15 protein-coding genes are annotated in these 18,286 nt (G+C 68.6%); 1 reads left to right on the top strand and 14 read right to left on the bottom strand.

The features are described from left to right. Positions 1-7: 7 nt before the first annotated feature. From ACYBYQ_RS07265 to ACYBYQ_RS07310, 10 genes are all read right to left on the bottom strand, one after another. Positions 8-1,501 carry an aldehyde dehydrogenase gene (locus ACYBYQ_RS07265; protein ID WP_459618082.1) on the bottom strand — a complete coding sequence of 498 codons (1,494 nt, stop codon included), beginning with the start codon at positions 1,499-1,501 and terminating at the stop codon, positions 8-10. After that, positions 1,498-2,391, bottom strand: a complete 894-nt coding sequence (locus ACYBYQ_RS07270) for a DMT family transporter (RefSeq protein ID WP_459618083.1) — start codon at positions 2,389-2,391, stop codon at positions 1,498-1,500. Before ACYBYQ_RS07270 ends, ACYBYQ_RS07265 begins: the two co-directional genes overlap by 4 nt. Before the next feature lie 4 nt (positions 2,392-2,395). After that, a complete protein-coding gene (locus tag ACYBYQ_RS07275; protein ID WP_459618084.1) occupies positions 2,396-3,658 on the bottom strand; it encodes a Zn-dependent hydrolase in 1,263 nt (420 codons plus the stop codon). An 18-nt stretch (positions 3,659-3,676) separates the two neighbouring features. Next, positions 3,677-4,741, bottom strand: coding sequence for a histone deacetylase family protein (locus ACYBYQ_RS07280; protein ID WP_459618085.1), 1,065 nt, complete (start codon positions 4,739-4,741; stop codon positions 3,677-3,679). Then, entirely contained in the window at positions 4,738-5,040 is a 303-nt protein-coding gene (locus ACYBYQ_RS07285; protein ID WP_459618086.1) for a cupin domain-containing protein, read from the bottom strand. The genes ACYBYQ_RS07280 and ACYBYQ_RS07285 overlap by 4 nt, the downstream gene beginning before the upstream one ends. A gap of 19 nt (positions 5,041-5,059) precedes the next feature. Beyond that, on the bottom strand, positions 5,060-6,325 hold the full coding sequence (gabT, locus tag ACYBYQ_RS07290) for a 4-aminobutyrate--2-oxoglutarate transaminase (protein WP_459618087.1): 1,266 nt from the start codon (positions 6,323-6,325) through the stop codon (positions 5,060-5,062). Positions 6,326-6,327: 2 nt separating this feature from the next. Then, entirely contained in the window at positions 6,328-7,965 is a 1,638-nt protein-coding gene (locus ACYBYQ_RS07295; protein WP_459618088.1) for an ABC transporter ATP-binding protein, read from the bottom strand. A 10-nt stretch (positions 7,966-7,975) separates the two neighbouring features. Further along, positions 7,976-8,815 carry an ABC transporter permease gene (locus ACYBYQ_RS07300; protein ID WP_459618089.1) on the bottom strand — a complete coding sequence of 280 codons (840 nt, stop codon included), beginning with the start codon at positions 8,813-8,815 and terminating at the stop codon, positions 7,976-7,978. Further along, the gene (locus tag ACYBYQ_RS07305; RefSeq protein ID WP_459618090.1) at positions 8,812-9,828 is read right to left on the bottom strand and encodes an ABC transporter permease; all 1,017 of its coding nucleotides are present in this window, start codon (positions 9,826-9,828) and stop codon (positions 8,812-8,814) included. Before ACYBYQ_RS07305 ends, ACYBYQ_RS07300 begins: the two co-directional genes overlap by 4 nt. A gap of 88 nt (positions 9,829-9,916) precedes the next feature. Further along, positions 9,917-11,491 (bottom strand): ABC transporter substrate-binding protein, encoded by a 1,575-nt coding sequence (locus ACYBYQ_RS07310; RefSeq protein ID WP_459618091.1) that lies wholly within the window; start codon positions 11,489-11,491, stop codon positions 9,917-9,919. Between the two features lie 387 nt (positions 11,492-11,878). Between ACYBYQ_RS07310 and pdxR the strand changes: the two genes are divergently transcribed. Beyond that, complete coding sequence (gene pdxR, locus ACYBYQ_RS07315; RefSeq protein ID WP_459618092.1) at positions 11,879-13,429, top strand: MocR-like pyridoxine biosynthesis transcription factor PdxR; 1,551 nt, start codon at positions 11,879-11,881, stop codon at positions 13,427-13,429. Positions 13,430-13,435: 6 nt separating this feature from the next. On the opposite strand, the gene ACYBYQ_RS07320 is transcribed toward pdxR, so the two are convergent. The 4 genes from ACYBYQ_RS07320 to ACYBYQ_RS07335 form a co-directional block, all read right to left on the bottom strand. Further along, positions 13,436-15,037 (bottom strand): DHA2 family efflux MFS transporter permease subunit, encoded by a 1,602-nt coding sequence (locus ACYBYQ_RS07320; protein WP_459618093.1) that lies wholly within the window; start codon positions 15,035-15,037, stop codon positions 13,436-13,438. Beyond that, the gene (locus tag ACYBYQ_RS07325) at positions 15,034-16,227 is read right to left on the bottom strand and encodes an HlyD family secretion protein (protein WP_459618094.1); all 1,194 of its coding nucleotides are present in this window, start codon (positions 16,225-16,227) and stop codon (positions 15,034-15,036) included. The genes ACYBYQ_RS07320 and ACYBYQ_RS07325 overlap by 4 nt, the downstream gene beginning before the upstream one ends. A 21-nt stretch (positions 16,228-16,248) precedes the next feature. Then, on the bottom strand, positions 16,249-17,673 hold the full coding sequence (locus ACYBYQ_RS07330; protein WP_459618095.1) for an efflux transporter outer membrane subunit: 1,425 nt from the start codon (positions 17,671-17,673) through the stop codon (positions 16,249-16,251). A 103-nt stretch (positions 17,674-17,776) separates the two neighbouring features. Continuing rightward, entirely contained in the window at positions 17,777-18,277 is a 501-nt protein-coding gene (locus tag ACYBYQ_RS07335; protein WP_459618096.1) for a MarR family winged helix-turn-helix transcriptional regulator, read from the bottom strand. Positions 18,278-18,286 lie beyond the last annotated feature (9 nt).

Consider the following 18,286-nt stretch of genomic DNA (forward strand, 5'->3'; position numbering starts at 1 on the left):
CGAACGCCTACAGCCGGATCCACGTGGACTTCAGCGAGGTGTACTTGTCCAGCGCATGCAGGGACTTGTCGCGTCCGAAGCCCGACTGCTTGACGCCGCCGAAAGGCACCGAGATGTCGCCGTCGAAATAGCAGTTGACCCACACCAGGCCCGCCCGCAGCCGGCGCGAGACGCGGTGCGCGCGCGACAGGTCGGCCGTCCACAGGCCCGAGCCCAGCCCGTACGCGGAACGGTTGGCCTGCGCCACTGCGTCGTCCTCGTGCTCGAAGCGGGTGACGGCCAGCACCGGTCCGAAGATCTCTTCGCGCACGATGGTCAGGTCGGGGCCGGCGCATTCGAAGATCGTGGGTTCCAGGTAGTAGCCGCCCGTCTCGCCCCGCACCTGCCGGCCGCCCAGCCGCAGCGTGGCGCCTTCGCGGGTCCCGCTTTCCACGTACTGCAGCACGCGCGCCAGCTGGCGTTCGTCGACGATGGCGCCCATGGGCGAGGCGGGGTCGAGCGGATTGCCGGGCTGCATGGTGCGTGCCAGCGCCTCCAGCTTCCCCATGAAGACGTCATAGATGCCCGACTGCACGTACAGGCGCGAGCCGGCGATGCACACCTCGCCCTGGTTGTTGAAGATGCCGATGGCCGCGGCAAGCGCGGCCCGGTCCAGGTCCGGGCAGTCGTCGAACACGATGTGGGGCGACTTGCCGCCGCACTCCAGCCACACCTGCTTGAGGTTGGACTGGCCGGAATACTGCATGAAGCGCTTGCCCGTGGCGGTGGAGCCGGTGAAGGCGAGGCAGTCCACGTCCATGTGCAGGCCGAGAGCCTGGCCGACGACGGGGCCGCGGCCGGGCACCACGTTGAACACCCCGGCGGGGATGTCGGCCTGCAGCGCCAGTTCGGCCAGCCGCAGCGCGCTCAGCGAGGATTGCTCCGCGGGCTTGAGCACCACGCTGTTGCCGGCCGCGAGGGCTGGCGCCACTTTCCAGGCCGACATCAGCAGCGGGTAGTTCCACGGCACCACGGCGGCGACCACGCCCAGCGGCTCCCGGGTGATGGTGGCCAGGCTGCCGGCGTCGGTGGGGGCGATCTCGTCGTACTGCTTGTCGATGGTCTCGGCGTACCAGGCGTAGGTGGTGGCCGTCTCGGGCAGGTCGAACAGCAGGGCATCGCCGATCGGCTTGCCCATGTCCAGGGTCTCGATCAGCGCGAGTTCCTCGGCGTGCTCGCGCACCAGTTCGGCCAGCCGCAGCAGGCGCCGCTTGCGCTCGCGCCGCGGCATGGCGGACCATGCGCCGGCGTCGAAGCTGCGGCGCGCGGCGGCTACGGCCAGGTCGACCTCGGCCGGCCCGCATGCCGCCACCTGGGTCAGCAGCTTGCCGTTGGCGGGGTTGATCGCATCCAGCGGCGCGTCGCCGCCGTCGTGCCAGCGGCCGTCGATCAGGGCGCGGTTGCGCAGCGCCAGGGACGCGGCGCGTTCTTCCCAGTAGGAAAGCGCGGGGAGAGAGCTCATGGACGACTCCGTGCGGAAAGGAGGAAAAGTCCGGCCGCGGCGATCAGGACCATGCCCGCCAGGGCGATCGAGTCGGGCGGCCGGCCGAACCAGAATGTGCTGTAGGCCACGGCCATCAGCAGCTGGCAGTAATTGAGCGGCGCCAGGCGGGAAGCCTCGACGCGCTGGAACGCTGCAATCAGCAGGACCTGGGCCAGGGCGTTGCACACGCCCACCAGCAGGATGAGCAGGCCGTCGCCCGGACCGGGCCAGGGATCCGGCAGGAAGAAGGGCGCGGGCAGGGCCGTCATGGCCAGGCAGACGAGGGCGGTGCTGGCATACTGCACGTGGCTCGGCACCCGGCCGGCCAGCTTGCGGGTGAGCAGCTGGAAGACCGCATAGCACACGGCCGATACCGCCATCAGCACGGTGCCCAGCAGCGGCAGCGCCGCGCCGGGGCGCACGATGAGCAGCATGCCGGCAAAACCGGTGGCCACCGCCAGCCACTGGACGACGCCGATCCGCTCGCCCAGCAGCCATGGCGACAACGCCACCATGATCAGCGGCGAGGTGAAGTAGATCGCGGTGGCTTCGGACAGCGGCATCCAGGTCAGCGCCGTCATGAAGCAGGTGCCCACGGTGCCCAGCGCCACGCCGCGCAGCACCAGCAGCCGCCGGTCGCGCGGGTCTGCCGGCAGCCGGGGCAGGCCGTGGCGCGCCAGCAGGAAGGCCGCGACCACGGTCACCGACAGATAGCGCGCCACGTTGAGAAAGGGCGCGGGGTATGTGGCCAGCAGATGCTTGGACGCCGCGTCGAAGGTGGCGAATGCCACCAGCGCGGCCAGGAACAGCAGCACGCCCGCGCGCTGTCGGCCGGCCGGCACCAGCGGCGCGGCGGGCGGGGCCGGCATGAGGCTATTGCCCGGCGACGCGCGCATGTTCCAGCATGGCTCCGAGCAGCACGTTGGCGCCGGCCTCGAGGTGGCGGGGATCTGCATCCTCGATCTCGTTGTGGCTGATGCCGTCCTTGCAGGGCACGAAGATCATGGCGGTGGGGCTGACCGTGGCCACGTAGACGGCGTCGTGGCCGGCGCCGGTGACGATGTCCTGGTGGCTGTAGCCGCGCCGGGCAGCCTGCCGGCGCACCGATTCGATCATGTCCGGCGCGAAAGGGGTGGGCGGGAAGTGCTGCACGTCGACCAGCTCGACCGAGACGGGGTGCCCGGTGGTACGGCCCTCCTGCAGCGCCTTGCAGGCTTCGCGCAGGCGCGCGTCCATCCGCGCCAGGCTGTCGGCGTCGGGGTGACGCATGTCCACGGTGAACGACACCTTGCCGGGGATCACGTTGCGCGAGGCGGGATGCACGTTGGCCACGCCCACGGTACCGCGTCCGCCGGGCGCGTGGTCCAGGGCGATGCGCACCACTTCCTGCATCAGGTGGGTGGCGGCATACAGGGCATCGCGCCGCATGGGCATGGGCGTGGGGCCGGCATGGGCCTCCATGCCGGTGACCGTGACGTCGTACCAGCGCAGGCCCAGCGAGCCCGTGACCACGCCGATGGTCTTCTGCTCCGCTTCCAGGATCGGCCCCTGTTCGATGTGCGCCTCGAAGTACTTGCCCAGCTTGCGCCGGCCCACCGGCTCGGTGCCGGCGTACCCGATCTTGCGCAGTTCGTCGCCGACGGTCTTGCCGTCCACGTCGCGGGAGGCCAGCACCTGCTCCAGCGGGAAGATGTTGCAGAATACGCCCGATCCCATCATGACCGGCACGAAGCGCGTGCCTTCTTCGTTGGTCCAGATGATGAGTTCCAGCGGCGCCTCGGTCTCGATGCCGCGGTCCTGCAGCGTGCGCATCACTTCCAGCCCGGCCAGCACGCCGAAGCAGCCGTCGAATTTCCCGCCCGTGGGCTGGGTGTCGATGTGGCTGCCGGTGGCGATGCACGGCAGGGCGGGGTCGCGCCCCGGGCGCCGGCCGAAGATGTTGCCGACCTGGTCCACCGTGATCTCCAGGCCGGCGTCCTTCATCCAGCCCACGACGAGGTCGCGCCCCTTGCCGTCGAGTTCGGTGAGCGCCAGGCGGCAATTGCCGCCCTTGGGCGTGGCGCCGATCTCGGCCAGGGCCATCAGCGAATTCCACAAGCGCTGGCCGTCGATGGAAATGTCGGGAAGCTGAGTCATCGCGTTCTCCTGTGAGGTTCAGGCCATGGCCGGCGCCACGCCCTGCATGAAGGCGTCCAGTGCCGGACCGATGGCGTCCACCATGAATCCGCCCTCCTGGACCACGACCGTGGGCAGCCCCACGGCATTGATGCGTTCGCCGAGATGGCGGTAGGCGTGCAGGTCGAGATTCAGCACGCTGATGGGGTCGCGCCTGTAGGTGTCGAAACCCAGGGCCAGCACCAGTGCGCGGGGGCGGTAGTCGCGCAGCGCCACCAGGGCGTTGTCGAGCGCCGCCAGGAAGACGTTGTCATCGGCGCCGTGCGGCAGGGGGAAATTCAGGTTGTAGCCGTGGCCGCTGCCGTAGCCGCGCTCGTGCGCATAACCCGTGTAGAAGGGGTAATAGCCGGCGGGATCCGCGTGCAGCGACAGGGTCATGACGTCGGCGCGATGGTAGAAGATGTTCTGCGTGCCGTCGCCATGGTGGGCGTCGACGTCCAGCACGGCCACGCGCTCGCAGCGCTGCGCCAGGCGCTGCGCCGCGGCGGCGCTGCTGTTGAGGTAGCAGAACCCGCCGGCGCGGTCGCGGTGTGCGTGGTGGCCGGCGGGTCGGCACAGCGCATACGCCACGCCGTCGTGCCGCAATACCCAATCGGCGGCGGCCACGGCGCTGTGCGTGGAGCGCAGCGCGGCGCGCCAGGTGTGCGGGCCGATGGGGCAGGACAGGTCGCTCAGGTAGTAGCCCGTTTCGGCCACGATGGAGCTGGACGGGCAGGGCCCGCGCGCGGCCTGGTCCATGCGTCCGTTGTAATAGGGCGAAAGATTGGGCAGCACCTCCGGACCGGGCTCCAGGCCCGAGCCGCGCAGCGCCTGCCAGCGGGTATAGGCATGCTCGAGGTAGTCGAGGTACTCCACCGTGTGCACCTGCTCCAGCGGAGCCCGGCCCAGGTCGGGCGGGGTGTCGGCGGTGATGCCGCGCGCCTGCAGGGTCGCGCGCAACGCCTGCGCGCGCGCCGGCACGTCGGCCGGCGCGCAAAGGCGCCCCAGCCGCATGAACTGCTGCGGTTCGTGCAGCAGCTGCTCCTCGGAGAAGAAAGCCTTCATGCAGGCGCTCCGGCCAGCTTGAGCTCGACCTCGACGAACACGAATTCGGTATCGGCAGGATTGATCACGTTGTGCTCCACGCCGACCGGCCGGTAGTACGACACGCCCCGCGTGAGCTGGCTGGTGACCTCGCCCTGGGCGGTCTCGAGCAGCAGCGGGCCGGTGGTCTGGGGCACGACCACGTAATGCATGCCGTGGCGGTGCCAGCCGGTTTCCGCGCCGGGCGGAAAGCGCCATTCGGTGACGGTGACGTACTCGTTGTCGATCTGCACGGTAGGGATGGCGGCGGGACGTTTCATGTCGGGGCTCCAGCGGAGATCAGGCGAGCAGGGCGGAGGAAAGCATGTCCAGCGCCTCTGCCATGACCGGTTCCGGAATGGTGAGGGGAAAGAGAAAGCGGATCACGTTGCCGTCGGTGCCGCAGGTCAGCAGCAGCAGGCCCTGTTCGAGCGCCCGCGCCTGGACCTGGCGGGCGAACTCGGCGCTGGGCGCATCGCTGCCCGGGTGGCGGAACTCCACCGCGACCATGCCGCCCAGGGCGCGCACTTCGGCGATTTCGGGGACTTCATGCCGCAGGCCCTCCAGGTGGTGGCGCACGCGGTTGCCCAACTGCACGGCGCGCTCGAGCAGGCCCTCGGATTCCAGCACACGGATGACTTCCAGCGCAGCGGCCACGGCCAGCGGGTGGCCGGCATAGGTGCCGCCCAGTCCGCCCGGGGGCGGGGCGTCCATGACACCGGCGCGTCCGCATACCGCGGACAGGGGCAGGCCGCCGGCCAGGCTCTTGGCCATGGCCGTGAGGTCGGGCGCGACGCCGTAGTGCTCCATGGCGAAGAACCGGCCGGTGCGTCCGAAGCCGGTCTGCACTTCGTCGGCGATCAGCAGGATCCCGTGGTCGTCGCACAGCGCGCGCAGCGCCCGCATGAATTCGGGCGGGCAGATGTTGAAGCCGCCTTCACCCTGTACCGGCTCGATGATGATGGCGGCCACGCGCGCCGGTTCGACCTGGGTACGGAACAGGTTGCGCAGCGCCGCCAGCGCGTCGTCGCTGGATATGCCGTGCAGCGCGTTCGGGTACGGCACATGATAGATGTCCGGGGGAAAGGGGCCGAACCCTGTCTTGTACGGCACTACCTTGCCCGTGAGGGCCATGCCCAGCAGGGTGCGGCCATGGAACGCCGCCCCGAAGGCCACGACGCCGGGTCGGCCGGTGGCCGCCCGGGCGATCTTCACGGCGTTCTCCACGGCTTCCGCGCCGGTGGTGAACAGCGCGGTCTTCTTGGGGAAGTCGCCCGGTACGCGCTGGTTGATCTGCTCCGCCAGTTCGACATAGCCGGCATACGGCACGATCTGGTAGGCCGTATGCGTGAAGCGCTGCATCTGCGCCTCGACAGCCTGCATGAGGCGGGGATGGCGGTGGCCGGTATTGAGCACCGCGATACCGCCGGCGAAATCGATGTAGCGGCGGCCTTCGATGTCCCAGAGCTCGGCGTTGTCGGCGCGGTCGGCGTAGAAATTGCACATCACGCCCACGCCGCGCGGCGTGGCTTCCTGCCTGCGGCGGCTGAGTTCGGCATTGTCCATGGTCAGGCCTGCGCCGTCTGCGCCTGGCTCGGGTCCCAGTGCTGGCCGGGCACCGCGGCGATGAGGCGCTGCGTGTAGGGATCCTGCGGGCGTTCGAAGATCTGCGCCGGGCTGCCGTATTCGACCACCTTGCCCTGGTGCATCACCAGCACAGAATTGCAGATCTGGGCGGCCACGCGCAGATCGTGGGTGATGAAGACCAGCGCGATCTGCAGGCGCTTCTGCAGGTCGGCCAGCAGCTGCAGCACCTGCGCCTGCACCGATACGTCCAGCGCAGACACGGACTCGTCGGCCACCAGCAGCTGCGGCTCCAGCGCCAGCGCGCGGGCGATGCCCACGCGCTGGCGCTGCCCGCCGGAGAACTGGTTGGGATAGCGGTCGTAGGCGGAAGGGTCCAGGCCCACCAGCGAGAGCAGTTCGCGGGCCCGCGCCTGCGCCTGGGCCCGCGGCACGCCGTTGGCAACCGGGCCGTCGCTGATGATGCGGCCTACGGTGTGACGGGGATTGAGCGAGGCGAAGGGATCCTGGAAGATCATCTGGATGTTCTTGCGCAGCGGGCGGAACTGGCTCTCGGGCAGCCCCGCCACATCCTGGCCGTCGAAGAGCAGGGCGCCGCCATCGACGCGGATCAGCTTGAGCAGGCACTTGCCGATGGTGGACTTGCCGGAGCCCGACTCGCCCACGATGCCCAGCGTCTCGCCGCGCCTTACCGAGAAGCTGACGTCGTCGACGGCATGCACCACCCGCTTGCGGCCCAGCCAGCCGCCGCCGGTGGCGTAGGTCTTGCGCAGATTGCGGACCTCCAGCAGCGGCTTGCCGGGCAGGCCGGCCGACGCCTGGTTGCCGCGGCCGTGCGGCACGGCCGCGATGAGGCGCCGCGTATACGGGTGGCTGGGGTGGTTGAGCACCTGTGCGGCCGGCCCCTGTTCGACCACCACGCCTTTTTCCATCACCGCGACACGGTGGGCGATCTCCGCCACCACGCCGAAGTCGTGGGTCACGAACATCACGCCCATGCCCTTTTCCTTCTGTATGCGTGCGATGAGGCGCAGGATCTGGGCCTGGGTGGTCACGTCGAGCGCCGTCGTGGGCTCGTCTGCGATCAGCAGGGCGGGTTCCAGGGCCAGCGCCATCGCGATCATCACCCGCTGGCGCTGGCCGCCGGACAGGCGGAACGGATAGACGTGGTAGAGCGTGTCCGGATCGGGCAGGCCGACGAACGCCAGCAGGTCCAGCACGCGGCGCTGGCGCTGCGCGCCGGGATAGGCGTTGTGCACGCGCATGACCTCCGCGATCTGGTCTCCCACCGTCATCAGCGGGTTCAGCGCCGACAGCGGTTCCTGGAAGATCATGGCCATGTCCTTGCCGCGCATGGCCTGCAGGCGGTCTTCGTCCAGGCCCAGCAGGTCCGTGCCGTTGAACAGGATCTGGCCGCGCTGCGGCGCGAGGTAGTCGGGCAGCAGGCCCATGATGGCATTGGCGCTCATGGACTTGCCGGAGCCCGATTCGCCGACGATGCAGAGGATCTCGCCGGCGTGGATGTCGTAGGAGACGTCCTGCACGGCATGGGGACGGTCGCCGCCGGGGGGCAGGGCGATGGTGAGGCCGCGTACCGACAACAGGGGAGTTTGCTGGCTCATGCCGGTTTCCTCATTCGCCGCGCTTGCGCAGCTGGGGATTGAGGGCGTCGTTCAGCCCTTCGCCTATCAGGTTGATCGCCAGGACGGTGAGCAGGATGGCCACGCCGGGCCAGACGCTCATCCACCAGGCTTCGCGGATCATGGTGCGCGCCGCGCCTATCATGAAGCCCCAGCTCATCAGGTTGCGGTCGCCCAGTCCCAGGAAGGACAGCGACGATTCGGTGAGGATGGCGGTGGCCACCATGAACGACGCGGACACGATGATGGGCGACATGGCGTTGGGCAGGATCTGCGTGCAGACGATGCGGCCGGGCGTCTGGCCGATGACGATGGCGGCCTGCACGAATTCGCGCTGCTTGAGCGTCATGAACTCGGAGCGCACCAGCCTGGCCGCAGGCGGCCACGACACGACGGCGATGGCGCCCATGATGGAGTACATCGACGGCCCGAGCACCGCCACCAGCACCACCGCCATCGCGAGCTGCGGGATGGTCTGGAAGAATTCGGTGAAGCGCATCAGCGCATCGTCCACGCGGCCGCCGCAATAGCCGGCCACGGCGCCGACCAGGATTCCGAAGGCCAGCGCGACGCCTGTCGAGAGCAGGCCGACCAGCAGCGAGGCGCGCGCGCCCCACACCAGGCCCGCGGTGATGTCGCGCCCCAGCATGTCGGTGCCGAACGGATAGGCCGCATCGGAGAACGGCGGTATCAGGGGGTCGGCCACCATTATCCAGGGCGAATCCTGGTACAGGACGGGAGCAAGAACCGCCATGGCCACCACCGCCAGCATGACGAGCAGGCCGGCCACCGCGCCATAGTTGCGCAGGTAACGTTGCATGAAGCGCTTCATGATGCGGCTCCCGGACCGGATCCCGCGGCGATGCGCGGATCGATCAGGCGGTACACGATGTCGGTGATTAGGTTGAAGACCACGACCATGATGGAGGTCACGAGGAACACGCCCAGCAGCAATTGGTAGTCGCGCTGCAGCAGCGCATCGAACATCAGGCGGCCGATGCCGGGCCAGGCAAAGACGGTTTCGGTGAGCACGGCGCCGCCCGCCATCTGGCCGAGCTGGATGCCCGCGAAGGTGATCACGGGCAGCAGCGCGTTGCGCAGCACGTGGGCCCGGATCACGCGGTTCGGGCTGACGCCCTTGGCGCGGGCCGTCTTGACGAAGTCCATGCCGATGACCTCGAGCATGGAGGCGCGCGTCAGGCGCACGTAGACGGCCATGAAGAAGCAGCCCAGGGTGACCGTGGGCAGGATGAGATGCTGCGCGATGTCGCCGGCGCGGGCAAGCCCCGTGAGGTTGCTGCCCACCGATTCCATGCCGAAGGCGGGCAGCCAGCCCAGCATCACGGAAAACAGCAGGATGCCCATCAGCGACAGCCAGAAGAGCGGCGTGGCATAGAGCAGCAGCGCGCCGGTCATCACGGTGCTGTCTATCCAGCGCCGCTTGTTGCGATAGCGCGCCCTGGCGGCCACCACGCCCAGCAGCACGCCCAGCACGAGGGAGAACACGAAGGCGCAGGACATCAGCAGGAAGGTGGCGGGCAGGCGTTCTAGTATCAGGTCGAGCACCGGCACGTGGCTGCGGTAGGAAAAGCCCAGGTCCAGCTGGACCACGCCCTTCAGATACAGGCCCAGCTGTGTCAGCACGGGCTTGTCCAGGCCGAACTGGCTGCGCAGCTGCTCGACGAAGGCCGCATCGCCCGCGCCGGCCTGCCCGGCGAGCACCACGGCGGGATCGCCGGGCGCCAGCCGTATCAGGAAGAAATTGATGATCACCACGCCCAGCACGACCACGAGTGCCTTGCCCACGCGCGCGGCAAAGAAGGACAGGAATTTCATTGGGTGCATCTCCTGGAGGCGCCGCGCGCGGGCGCCCCTGATCGTCCGGGCGGGACAGGGCCGTGCATGCGCCCGGCCCTGCCGTCGCCGCCGGACTCTACTTCTCGATGTAGACGTCGTCGAAGGTCTCGTTCAGGCCGATGGCGGTCTTGACGAGATTCTTGACCTTGCCCCGATACAGGGTGGGGAATTCCATGTCGACGAGGAAGCCATTGGCAATGTCTTCCACCAGTTTCTTCTGGATCTGCGTGTACAGCGCCTGGCGCTTGGCCGGGTCGACCTCGGACGAGGCCGCGTCCCAGACCTTGTCGAGCTCGGGGTTGTTGTAGCCCTGCACGTTGGCGAAAGGCGAACCCTTGACGATGTTGGAGGCCACGTAGAGGCGCTGCACGCCCAGCGCCGGATCGCCGTACTGGTAGATGAAGTTCATGGTCATGTCGAAGTCCCAGTTGCCCGTGCGGCTGGCCCAGCCGCCCGCGTCGGTGGCTTCGACGTTGACCTTGAAGCCCAGTTGCTCGAGCACCTGCTTGACGTACTCGCCGAGGCGGTCCCAGGTGGAGCCGTAGGGCAGGCCCAGCAGGCGGATGGTGTGGGCGGAAGGATCGATGCCGGATTCCTCCATGAGCGCGCGCGCCTTCTTCATGTCGTAGGTGATCGGCGGCATGTTCTTGTCATAGAACATCTCGGTCGTGACGAAGGGGCTGGTGGAGACCTGGCCCAGGCCGAAGAAGATGTTGTTGACGATCAGCTTGCGGTTGATCGCGGCCATGACCGCCTGGCGCACCTTGACGTTGTCGAAGGGCGGCTTGCGCATGTTGAAGATCAGGTAGGCCTGCGGCGAGAACATCTCCCAGCCCTGGGTGGTGTAGGCCACCCCGTCGATCGCGCGCAGGCGCTTCACGTCGACGTTGTCGATGTCGCCGCCGCGCAGCACGTCCACGCTGCCGCGCTCGAACGCCACGGCGCGCGAGGCGGAGTCCGGGATCACGTTGAACACCAGCTCGTCGAGGTAGGGCTTGCCTTCCTTCCAGTATTGCGGGTTGCGCGTCAGCTTGATGTATTCGCCGCGCTTCCATTCGCCGAACATGAACGGGCCGGTGCCGACGGGCTTCTGGTTCGCCGGGTTGGTGGCGTAGTCGGTGCCCTCATAGATGTGCTTGGGCATCATGGGGGCGAAGCCCGGCTCGAACATCAGCATGAAGGCCGGAAACGGCGACTTCAGCTTCATGACCACGGTGTGGTCGTCGACCTTCTGCACCGAATCGAGGAACTTGCCCAGGATCACACGCGCACGCGCATGGGTCTTGGGCAGCAGTTCGGTCATGCTGAAGACCACGTCGTCGGCCGTGAACGGCTTGCCGTCGTGCCACTTCACGCCTTCCTGCAGATGGAAGGTATAGCTCAGGCCGTCGGGCGAGGCTTCCCAGCTCTTGGCCAGTCCGGGCTGCGGCTTCAGGTCGAACGAATAGGTGAGCAGGCTTTCATAGATCTTGCCGGCCACGAACTGCGTGGGCGCCTGCTGGTTCAGGGCGGGCACGAGGATCGGCGGCTCGGGCTGCACGATCATGCTGAGCGTGCCGCCTCGCGTCTGGGCCTGCGCCTGGCTCAGCGGCAGGGCCGCAGCGAGGGCGAGGACGCCTAGGGTCAGTTTCAGGCATTGTTTGAGTTTCACTGCTGGCCTCCGGGCTGTGGGTGGGAAGGGACGGCGCATGGCGTCATGCGGGGAGAGGCGAAGCAGGGGGCCGTCTACAGGCCCGTCTTCGCTCCATGTCGCTTCCCGAGGTGCTGCGTTGGGACAGGTTCGGCAGGATGCTGCGTGGCGGTGCATGGCCTGCCTGACATGCACCGGAACGGAAACCCCGCGCGGGCGCGGCGGGGCTCAGCCGCCCGGGCCCCTTGCGAGGCAGGCGATTCGGGCAGCGCAAGCGTGCAGTGGCTGTGGACTCATGGTTTCCCCTTATGCGGTCATGGCCGCGTCATAAGTATCTGGTGTAGAGCAGCGTATCGAATCTTTGGTACTCTCGACAGGTCCACATCGCTTTTTGTTGATGGTGCCACTTTGAAAGCATTGGTCTTGTCCGAGTGCTTGCTGCAGCGTCTGGAACGCGGCAGTCCGGTGCCACTTTCGCGGCAGATCTACCAGATCGTGCGCGACCTCATCCTGTCCGGCGACCTGCCGGTCGGCACCAAACTCCCGGCAACCCGCGTGCTCGCCACCGACACGGCGCTGTCGCGCAATACCGTGCTGCATGCCTACGAACAGCTGCTGGCCGAGGGCTATCTCGTCTCTGCGTTCGGAAGTGGTACCTTCGTTTCCAACACGGTTCCGAGTATGCAGGAGCCACCCGGCCATCAAGTGCCGGTGGAGGGCGCGCCGTATGCCGGGGCCGGCCTGTCGCGTCGGGGAACGCGGCTGGTGCGCGAAGCGGGCGCTTCCGACCGCCAATGGGGCGCCTTCGTGCCGGGCGTGCCGGACGTTTCGCTGTTTCCCAGGTCGGTCTGGAACCGCCTGCAGAGCCGGCGCTGGCGCCAGCCCCGGGCCGAACTGCTGTCCTATGCGGACGGCGCCGGCTATCTGCCGCTGCGCCGGGCACTGGCCGAACACCTGAGGCTGGCGCGTTCGGTCAAGTGCGATGCCGACCAGATCGTGCTCACCGGCGGCAGCCACCAGGCCATCAGCGTGCTCGCCCGCCTGCTGGGCGACACCGGCAACAGCGCCTGGATGGAGGATCCCGGCTACTGGGGCGTGCGCTCGACCCTCACTGCGTGCGGGATCACGCCCGTACCGGTGACGGTGGACGAAGAGGGGATGGCGCCCACGGCGGCGCAGATGCAGGATCCGCCCCGCTTCATCTTCGTCACGCCTTCGCACCAGTATCCGCTGGGCATGGTGATGAGCCTGTCGCGCCGCCGCATGCTGCTGGAATACGCCCATACCCGCGGCGCCTGGATCGTGGAGGACGACTACGACAGCGAGTTCCGCTTCGCCGGCCGGCCCATCGCCTCATTGCAGGGGCTGGACCAGCACGAACGCGTGCTCTATGTGGGCACTTTCTCGAAAACCCTGTTCCCGGGCATCCGCATGGGCTATGTCGTGCTGCCCCGGCGTCTTGCGGGCCATTTCGCCACGGCGCTGTCGGAGCTCTACCGGGAAGGGCGGCTCATGGACCAGGCGGTGCTGGCGGACTTCATCGAGGGCGGGCACTACGCAGGCCACATCCGGCGCATGAAACAGCGCTACGCCGTGCGCCAGGGCCTGCTGCGCGAGGCCGTGGCGCGGCATTTCGGGGCGGACTGGCCGATTTCCACCAACGAGGCCGGACTGCATCTGGTGATGCACCTGCCCGAGGGCGCCGATGACCTCGGCATCTGCATCGCGGCGCGCACGCTGGGCCTGTACGTGCGGCCGCTGTCGCGCTATTACGCCGGAGAGCGCAGCGCGCGGCCCGGGCTGCTGCTGGGCTATGCCTGCGTGCCCGATGCGGAGATCGGGCCGGCCTTCGAGCGCCTGGTGCAGGTCATCACGCCGGCGCTGGAGCACGTGGAGCGCACGCAGCGCCGGCCGGTCTACACCGAACGCCTCAACGCCGAGGCCTGGAGCGGGGCCTGAGGCCCACTAGTGCGCTCCCGCGGCGGCTTCCGCGGCGCCGGAGCCGCCCTTGCTGGAGCGGGGCCGTGCGAACCACACCAGGCCGGTCAGGAGCAGGAAGATCACGGCAGAGGCGTAGAACACGTCCACCACCGACAGGGTGAAGGCCTGCGCGTCTATCATCCGGTCGACCAGCGTCAGCGCCTGCTGGTGCGTGACGCCCGCCGTATGCTGCAGCGTGGCCACGGTGTCGTCGAAAGCCTGCCGTCCCGGGCCCGCCACTTCGGTCAGCCGGGCGTGGTGCAGCGTGGCCCGGTTCTCCCACAGCGTGGTGGCGATCGAGGTGCCGAAAGCGCCGGCGGTGAGGCGCGCGAAATTGGACAGGCCCGAGGCGGCGGGTATGCGCCAGGGTTCCAGCCCGGACAGCGTGATCGAGGTCAGGGGCACGAAGAAGGCGGCCATGGCCGCGCCCTGGATGATGGTGGGCAGCATCAGGGCGCGCACGTCGGTGTCGGTGTTGAAGCCCGCGCGCATGAAGAACACGGTGGCGAAGATCAGGAATGCTGCCGTGACCAGCTGGCGCGGGTCGCGGGTGGCCAGCAGCTTGCCCACCACCGGCGTCAGCACGATGGCCAGCACGCCCACCGGCGCGGTGACCAGGCCGGCATAAGTGGCGGTGTAGCCCATGTTGCTCTGCAGCCAGAGCGGCAGCAGCACCACGTTGCCGAAGAACACCCCGTAGGCCACCGCCAGCGTGAGCGCGCCCACCGTGAAGTTGCGCACCTTGAAGAGCCGCAGGTCCACGACGGGATGCGCGTCGGTCAGTTCCCAGATCAGGAAGAAGACGAAGGCCACGAACGATATCAGGGCAAGCGTGATGACGACCGGGCTGGCGAACCAGTCCAGTTCCTTGCCCTTGTCCAGCATGATCTGCAGCGCGCCGACCCAGATCACGAGCAGCGCCAGGCCCACCTTGTCGATCGGCAGCCGATGCGTCACGGACTCGCGGTCCTTGTAGATGCGCCAGCTGATCCATGCGGCCAGCAATCCCACCGGCACGTTGATGTAGAAGATCCAGGGCCAGGTGTAGTTGTCGGAGATCCAGCCGCCCAGCAATGGCCCGGCCACCGGCGCGACCAGCGTGGTCATGGCCCAGATCGCCAGCGCCATGCCGGCTTTCTCCTTCGGGAAGCTCGCCAGCATCAACGTCTGGGACAACGGGATCATCGGCCCCGCCACGGCGCCCTGCAGCACCCGGAAGGCGATCAGCGCCTCGAGCGACGGCGAAAAGCCGCACAGCCAGGAGGCCAGCACGAACAGCAGCGTCGAAATCAGGAACAGCCGCACCTGGCCGAAGCGCTGCGTCAGCCAGCCGGTCAGGGGCACGGTGATGGCGTTCGCGACGGCGAACGAGGTGATGACCCAGGTGCCCTGGCTGGAGCTCACGCCCAGGTCGCCCGAAATGGTCGGGATGGACACGTTCGCGATCGACGTGTCCAGCACGTTCATGAACACCGCCGTCGACAGGGCGACGGAGCCCAGGATGCGCATGCCGCCTTCCAGCGGCGGATACGTCCGGGGTGGCGGGGCAGCCGGTGCGGTCCGGCGGGGCTCGGGCGTGTCGCTCATGATGCGAGATTGGTCTCGATGATCCTGGCGATGAGGGCCTCGACCTCATCGTGGGGGGGCTCGAAGGCCTGGGTGGACCAGGCGGCATCGGTGCGCTGTGCCTGCCGGGCCAGCGCCGCGTCGTCCTGCACGCCGACGTCGACCTCCACATCCATCGACAGCCCCACGCGCAGCGGATGCGCCTTGATCTCTTCCGGATCGAGCGCGATGCGCACGGGCACCCGCTGCACGACCTTGATCCAGTTGCCCGTGGCGTTCTGGGCGGGCAGCAGGGCGAAGGCGGCGCCCGTGCCTGCGTCCATGCCGACCACGGTGCCGTGATAGACCACGGCGTCGCCATAGAGATCGGCCTTGAGCGTGGCAGGCTGGCCGATGCGCATGTCGCGCAGCTGGCCTTCCTTGAAATTGGCTTCCACCCAGACCTGGTCCAGCGGCACCACGTTCATCAGCACCGACCCGGGCGCCACGTGCTGGCCCACCTGCACGCTGCGCCGCGCCACCATGCCCGACACCGGTGCGGGCAGCACGGTGCGCGACTTGGCCAGCCAGGCGCTGCGCAGCGCCGCGACGGCGCGGCGCACGTCGGGATGCTCGGCCACCGTGGTGCCCTCCGTGAGGGCCTGGTTGGTGGCGAGCCTGGCCTGCGAGGCGGCCAGCGCCGCCTGCGCCTGGGCCACGCCGGACTGCGCCGCCTTCAGCGCCGTCTGCGCATGCAGGATCTCCTCGCCGCTGACGCCGCCCGAGCGCGCCAGTTCCTGGCGCCGCTTGAGGTCGGCTTCGGCGCGCCGCAGGTCCGACTGGGCCCGGGCGATCTCGGCCCTGCGCACTTCCACGTCGGCCTCCAGGGCGGCATTCTGCACGTAGCGGGTGCGGACCTCGCGTACGGTCTGCGCCAGGGCGGCCTCGGCCTGTTGCAGGGCCACGTCTGCATCGGCCGGATCGATGCGCACCAGCGGCTGGCCCGCGGCGATGGTGTCGGTGTCGTCGGCTTCGATGGCGACCACGGTGCCCGACACCTGGGGCGTGATCTGCACCAGGTTGCCGTGGACGTAGGCATCGTCGGTGCTTTCGTAGTGCGCGCCGAAGAGCGCCCACCAGATGCCGTACACAATGGCGACCAGGATGAACACGCCGGTGGCCGTGAGCAGCAGGCGCTTGCGTGCGGGATGGGAAGTTGCGTTGTCGGTCATGATGACGTCGTCGGGAGATGTCTATCGGGTGGATACGGGAGTGGCCGGTGCGGCGCTGTCGCCGGGCAGGTAGCCGCCGCCCAGCGCATAGGCCAGGTCGGCATCGAGCTGGTAGGCGCGGGCCTGGAGGTCCGTTTCCAGGCGGCTCTGGTCCAGCACGCCGGTCTGCGCGATGAGCACCGACAGGTAGTTGCCCATGCCGGCGCGGTAGCGTTGCACCGCCAGGTCGTAGGCGGCGTCGATGGCCGCACGCGCTTCGTGCTGCTGTGCGCGTTCGCGCGATATCAGCCGCAGCGCATCGATGGCGTCGGCAGTCTGGCGGACCGCGTCGAGCACGGTCTGGTTGTAGTCGGACACGGCGGCATCCGCCTCGGCGCGCCGGCCCGACAGATTGGCGTTGAGCGCTCCGCCGTGGAAGATGGGCAGGGTGACGGCCGGTCCGATGCCGGCTGCGCGGCTGCCGGCATCCAGCAGCTGCCCTGTGCCCAGTGCCTGGAAGCCGGCGAAGGCCACCAGATTCACATTGGGGTAGAACTCCGCCTTGGCGGCATCGATGCGTCGCTGCGCGGCCTCGGCGCGCCAGCGGGCGGCCGTGATGTCGGGCCTGCGCCCGAGCAGCGCCAGCGGCACGGCCGAGGGCACGATGCCGGCCGGCGCCGTCAGCGGCACCGGCTGCAGCGCCTGGCCGCGGGCGGGACCGGCCCCGGCCAGCGCCGCCGCCTGGTTGCGCAGCTGGGCGATCGCGGTTTCGTTCTGCGTGAGCGCCACCTGCGCGGCGGCTCGGGCCGACTCGGCCTGCTTCACTTCGACCTGGGTATCCAGGCCGGCGCGCGCACGGCTGCGGGTGAGGTCCAGCACCTCGGTGCGTTGCGTGACGATGCGCTCGAGCACGGCGCGCTGCGCATAGGCGTTCTGCAGGTTCAGGTAGCTGCGCACCACCGCCCGCGCAATGAGGTTGCGGGCGGCCTGCGCGTCGGCCGAAGCCGCCTCGCGTTCCGACACGGCAGCGCGCAGCAGGGCCCGGTTCCTGCCCCAGAAATCCAGTTCATAGCTGAAGTCCAGGGCCAGCCGGTTGTCGCTGGCCACCGAGCCGCCCAGGGGCGCCGCGTAGATATAGTTCTTGGGCAGGTGTTCGCGCGTGAGGTCGTAGTTGGCGTCCACCTGGGGCATCAGGGGGGCGCGGGCGCCCGAGACCGCGGCGTTTGCGCTGGCCAGCCGCGCCTGCGCGGATGCGATGGAGGGGTTGTTGGCCAGCGCCTCGGCGACGAGCTGGTCTAGCTGCGCATCGCCGTAGCGGCGCCACCATTGCGCGTCGGGCCAGGTGACCTGCTCGGTGGCCAGCCCCAGGTGCCGGGCATCGAGCCGGGAAACCGGAGGCGCGGCCGGGTCCATCATCGCGCAGCCGCTCAGGGCCAATGCCAGCACGGCGAGTAGAGGGCGTTTCATCCTGACGATAAGCTGAAAGTTATTGATTGGACTGTATCTGACTAGGCAGGCATTATGGCGAAAAATTGGGGCGTATGCCGGAACACCCGGGACGCGGGCAGGGTCATGTCCGGCCCGGACCGCAGGGAAGCGATCCGTTGGCCAGCATGCGTTGCAGCAGATGCTTGAGCTGCGCCACTTCGTCGGCGGAGAAGCCGCGCAGGTGCTGGTTGAGCACTTTTGCGATATAGGAGGGGATGTGCCTGGCCTTCTCGCGCCCGCTGTCCGTGAGCATGATCCTGACGACCCGCCGGTCTTCCAGGCTGCGGGTGCGCTGCACCAGGCCCTTGGCCTCCAGCCGGTCGAGCGTGCGTGTCATGGCGCCCGTGTCCACCCCGTTCAGGCGCGCCAGCTCCGCCGATGTCTCGGCACGGCCCTGGTACAGCATGGCGATGGGCCGCCACTGGATGGCGGTGAGCTCGAGCTGGGCCATTTCCTGGTCGAGCGCCCGGTTCAGCGAGAGGTAGACCAGCTTGATGAGGAAGCCGGCATTGTCGTCGGTGATCTTCGGCGTGTCGCTGCGATAGTGCTGCGTGCCGTCGGACCTGGAGCGGAGGGTGTTCATGATGGCGCC

It is taken from the genome of Bordetella sp. 2513F2, assembly GCF_054642735.1.

What these genes read in the sequence shown, in the direction of transcription:
- ACYBYQ_RS07265 (WP_459618082.1), bottom strand. Translation starts at nt 1,501, where the DNA reads ATGAGCTCTCTCCCCGCGCTTTCCTACTGGGAAGAACGCGCCGCGTCC.
- ACYBYQ_RS07270 (WP_459618083.1), bottom strand. Translation starts at nt 2,391, where the DNA reads ATGCCGGCCCCGCCCGCCGCGCCGCTGGTGCCGGCCGGCCGACAGCGC.
- ACYBYQ_RS07275 (WP_459618084.1), bottom strand. Translation starts at nt 3,658, where the DNA reads ATGACTCAGCTTCCCGACATTTCCATCGACGGCCAGCGCTTGTGGAAT.
- ACYBYQ_RS07280 (WP_459618085.1), bottom strand. Translation starts at nt 4,741, where the DNA reads ATGAAGGCTTTCTTCTCCGAGGAGCAGCTGCTGCACGAACCGCAGCAG.
- ACYBYQ_RS07285 (WP_459618086.1), bottom strand. Translation starts at nt 5,040, where the DNA reads ATGAAACGTCCCGCCGCCATCCCTACCGTGCAGATCGACAACGAGTAC.
- gabT (WP_459618087.1), bottom strand. Translation starts at nt 6,325, where the DNA reads ATGGACAATGCCGAACTCAGCCGCCGCAGGCAGGAAGCCACGCCGCGC.
- ACYBYQ_RS07295 (WP_459618088.1), bottom strand. Translation starts at nt 7,965, where the DNA reads ATGAGCCAGCAAACTCCCCTGTTGTCGGTACGCGGCCTCACCATCGCC.
- ACYBYQ_RS07300 (WP_459618089.1), bottom strand. Translation starts at nt 8,815, where the DNA reads ATGAAGCGCTTCATGCAACGTTACCTGCGCAACTATGGCGCGGTGGCC.
- ACYBYQ_RS07305 (WP_459618090.1), bottom strand. Translation starts at nt 9,828, where the DNA reads ATGCACCCAATGAAATTCCTGTCCTTCTTTGCCGCGCGCGTGGGCAAG.
- ACYBYQ_RS07320 (WP_459618093.1), bottom strand. Translation starts at nt 15,037, where the DNA reads ATGAGCGACACGCCCGAGCCCCGCCGGACCGCACCGGCTGCCCCGCCA.
- ACYBYQ_RS07325 (WP_459618094.1), bottom strand. Translation starts at nt 16,227, where the DNA reads ATGACCGACAACGCAACTTCCCATCCCGCACGCAAGCGCCTGCTGCTC.
- ACYBYQ_RS07330 (WP_459618095.1), bottom strand. Translation starts at nt 17,673, where the DNA reads ATGAAACGCCCTCTACTCGCCGTGCTGGCATTGGCCCTGAGCGGCTGC.
- ACYBYQ_RS07335 (WP_459618096.1), bottom strand. Translation starts at nt 18,277, where the DNA reads ATGAACACCCTCCGCTCCAGGTCCGACGGCACGCAGCACTATCGCAGC.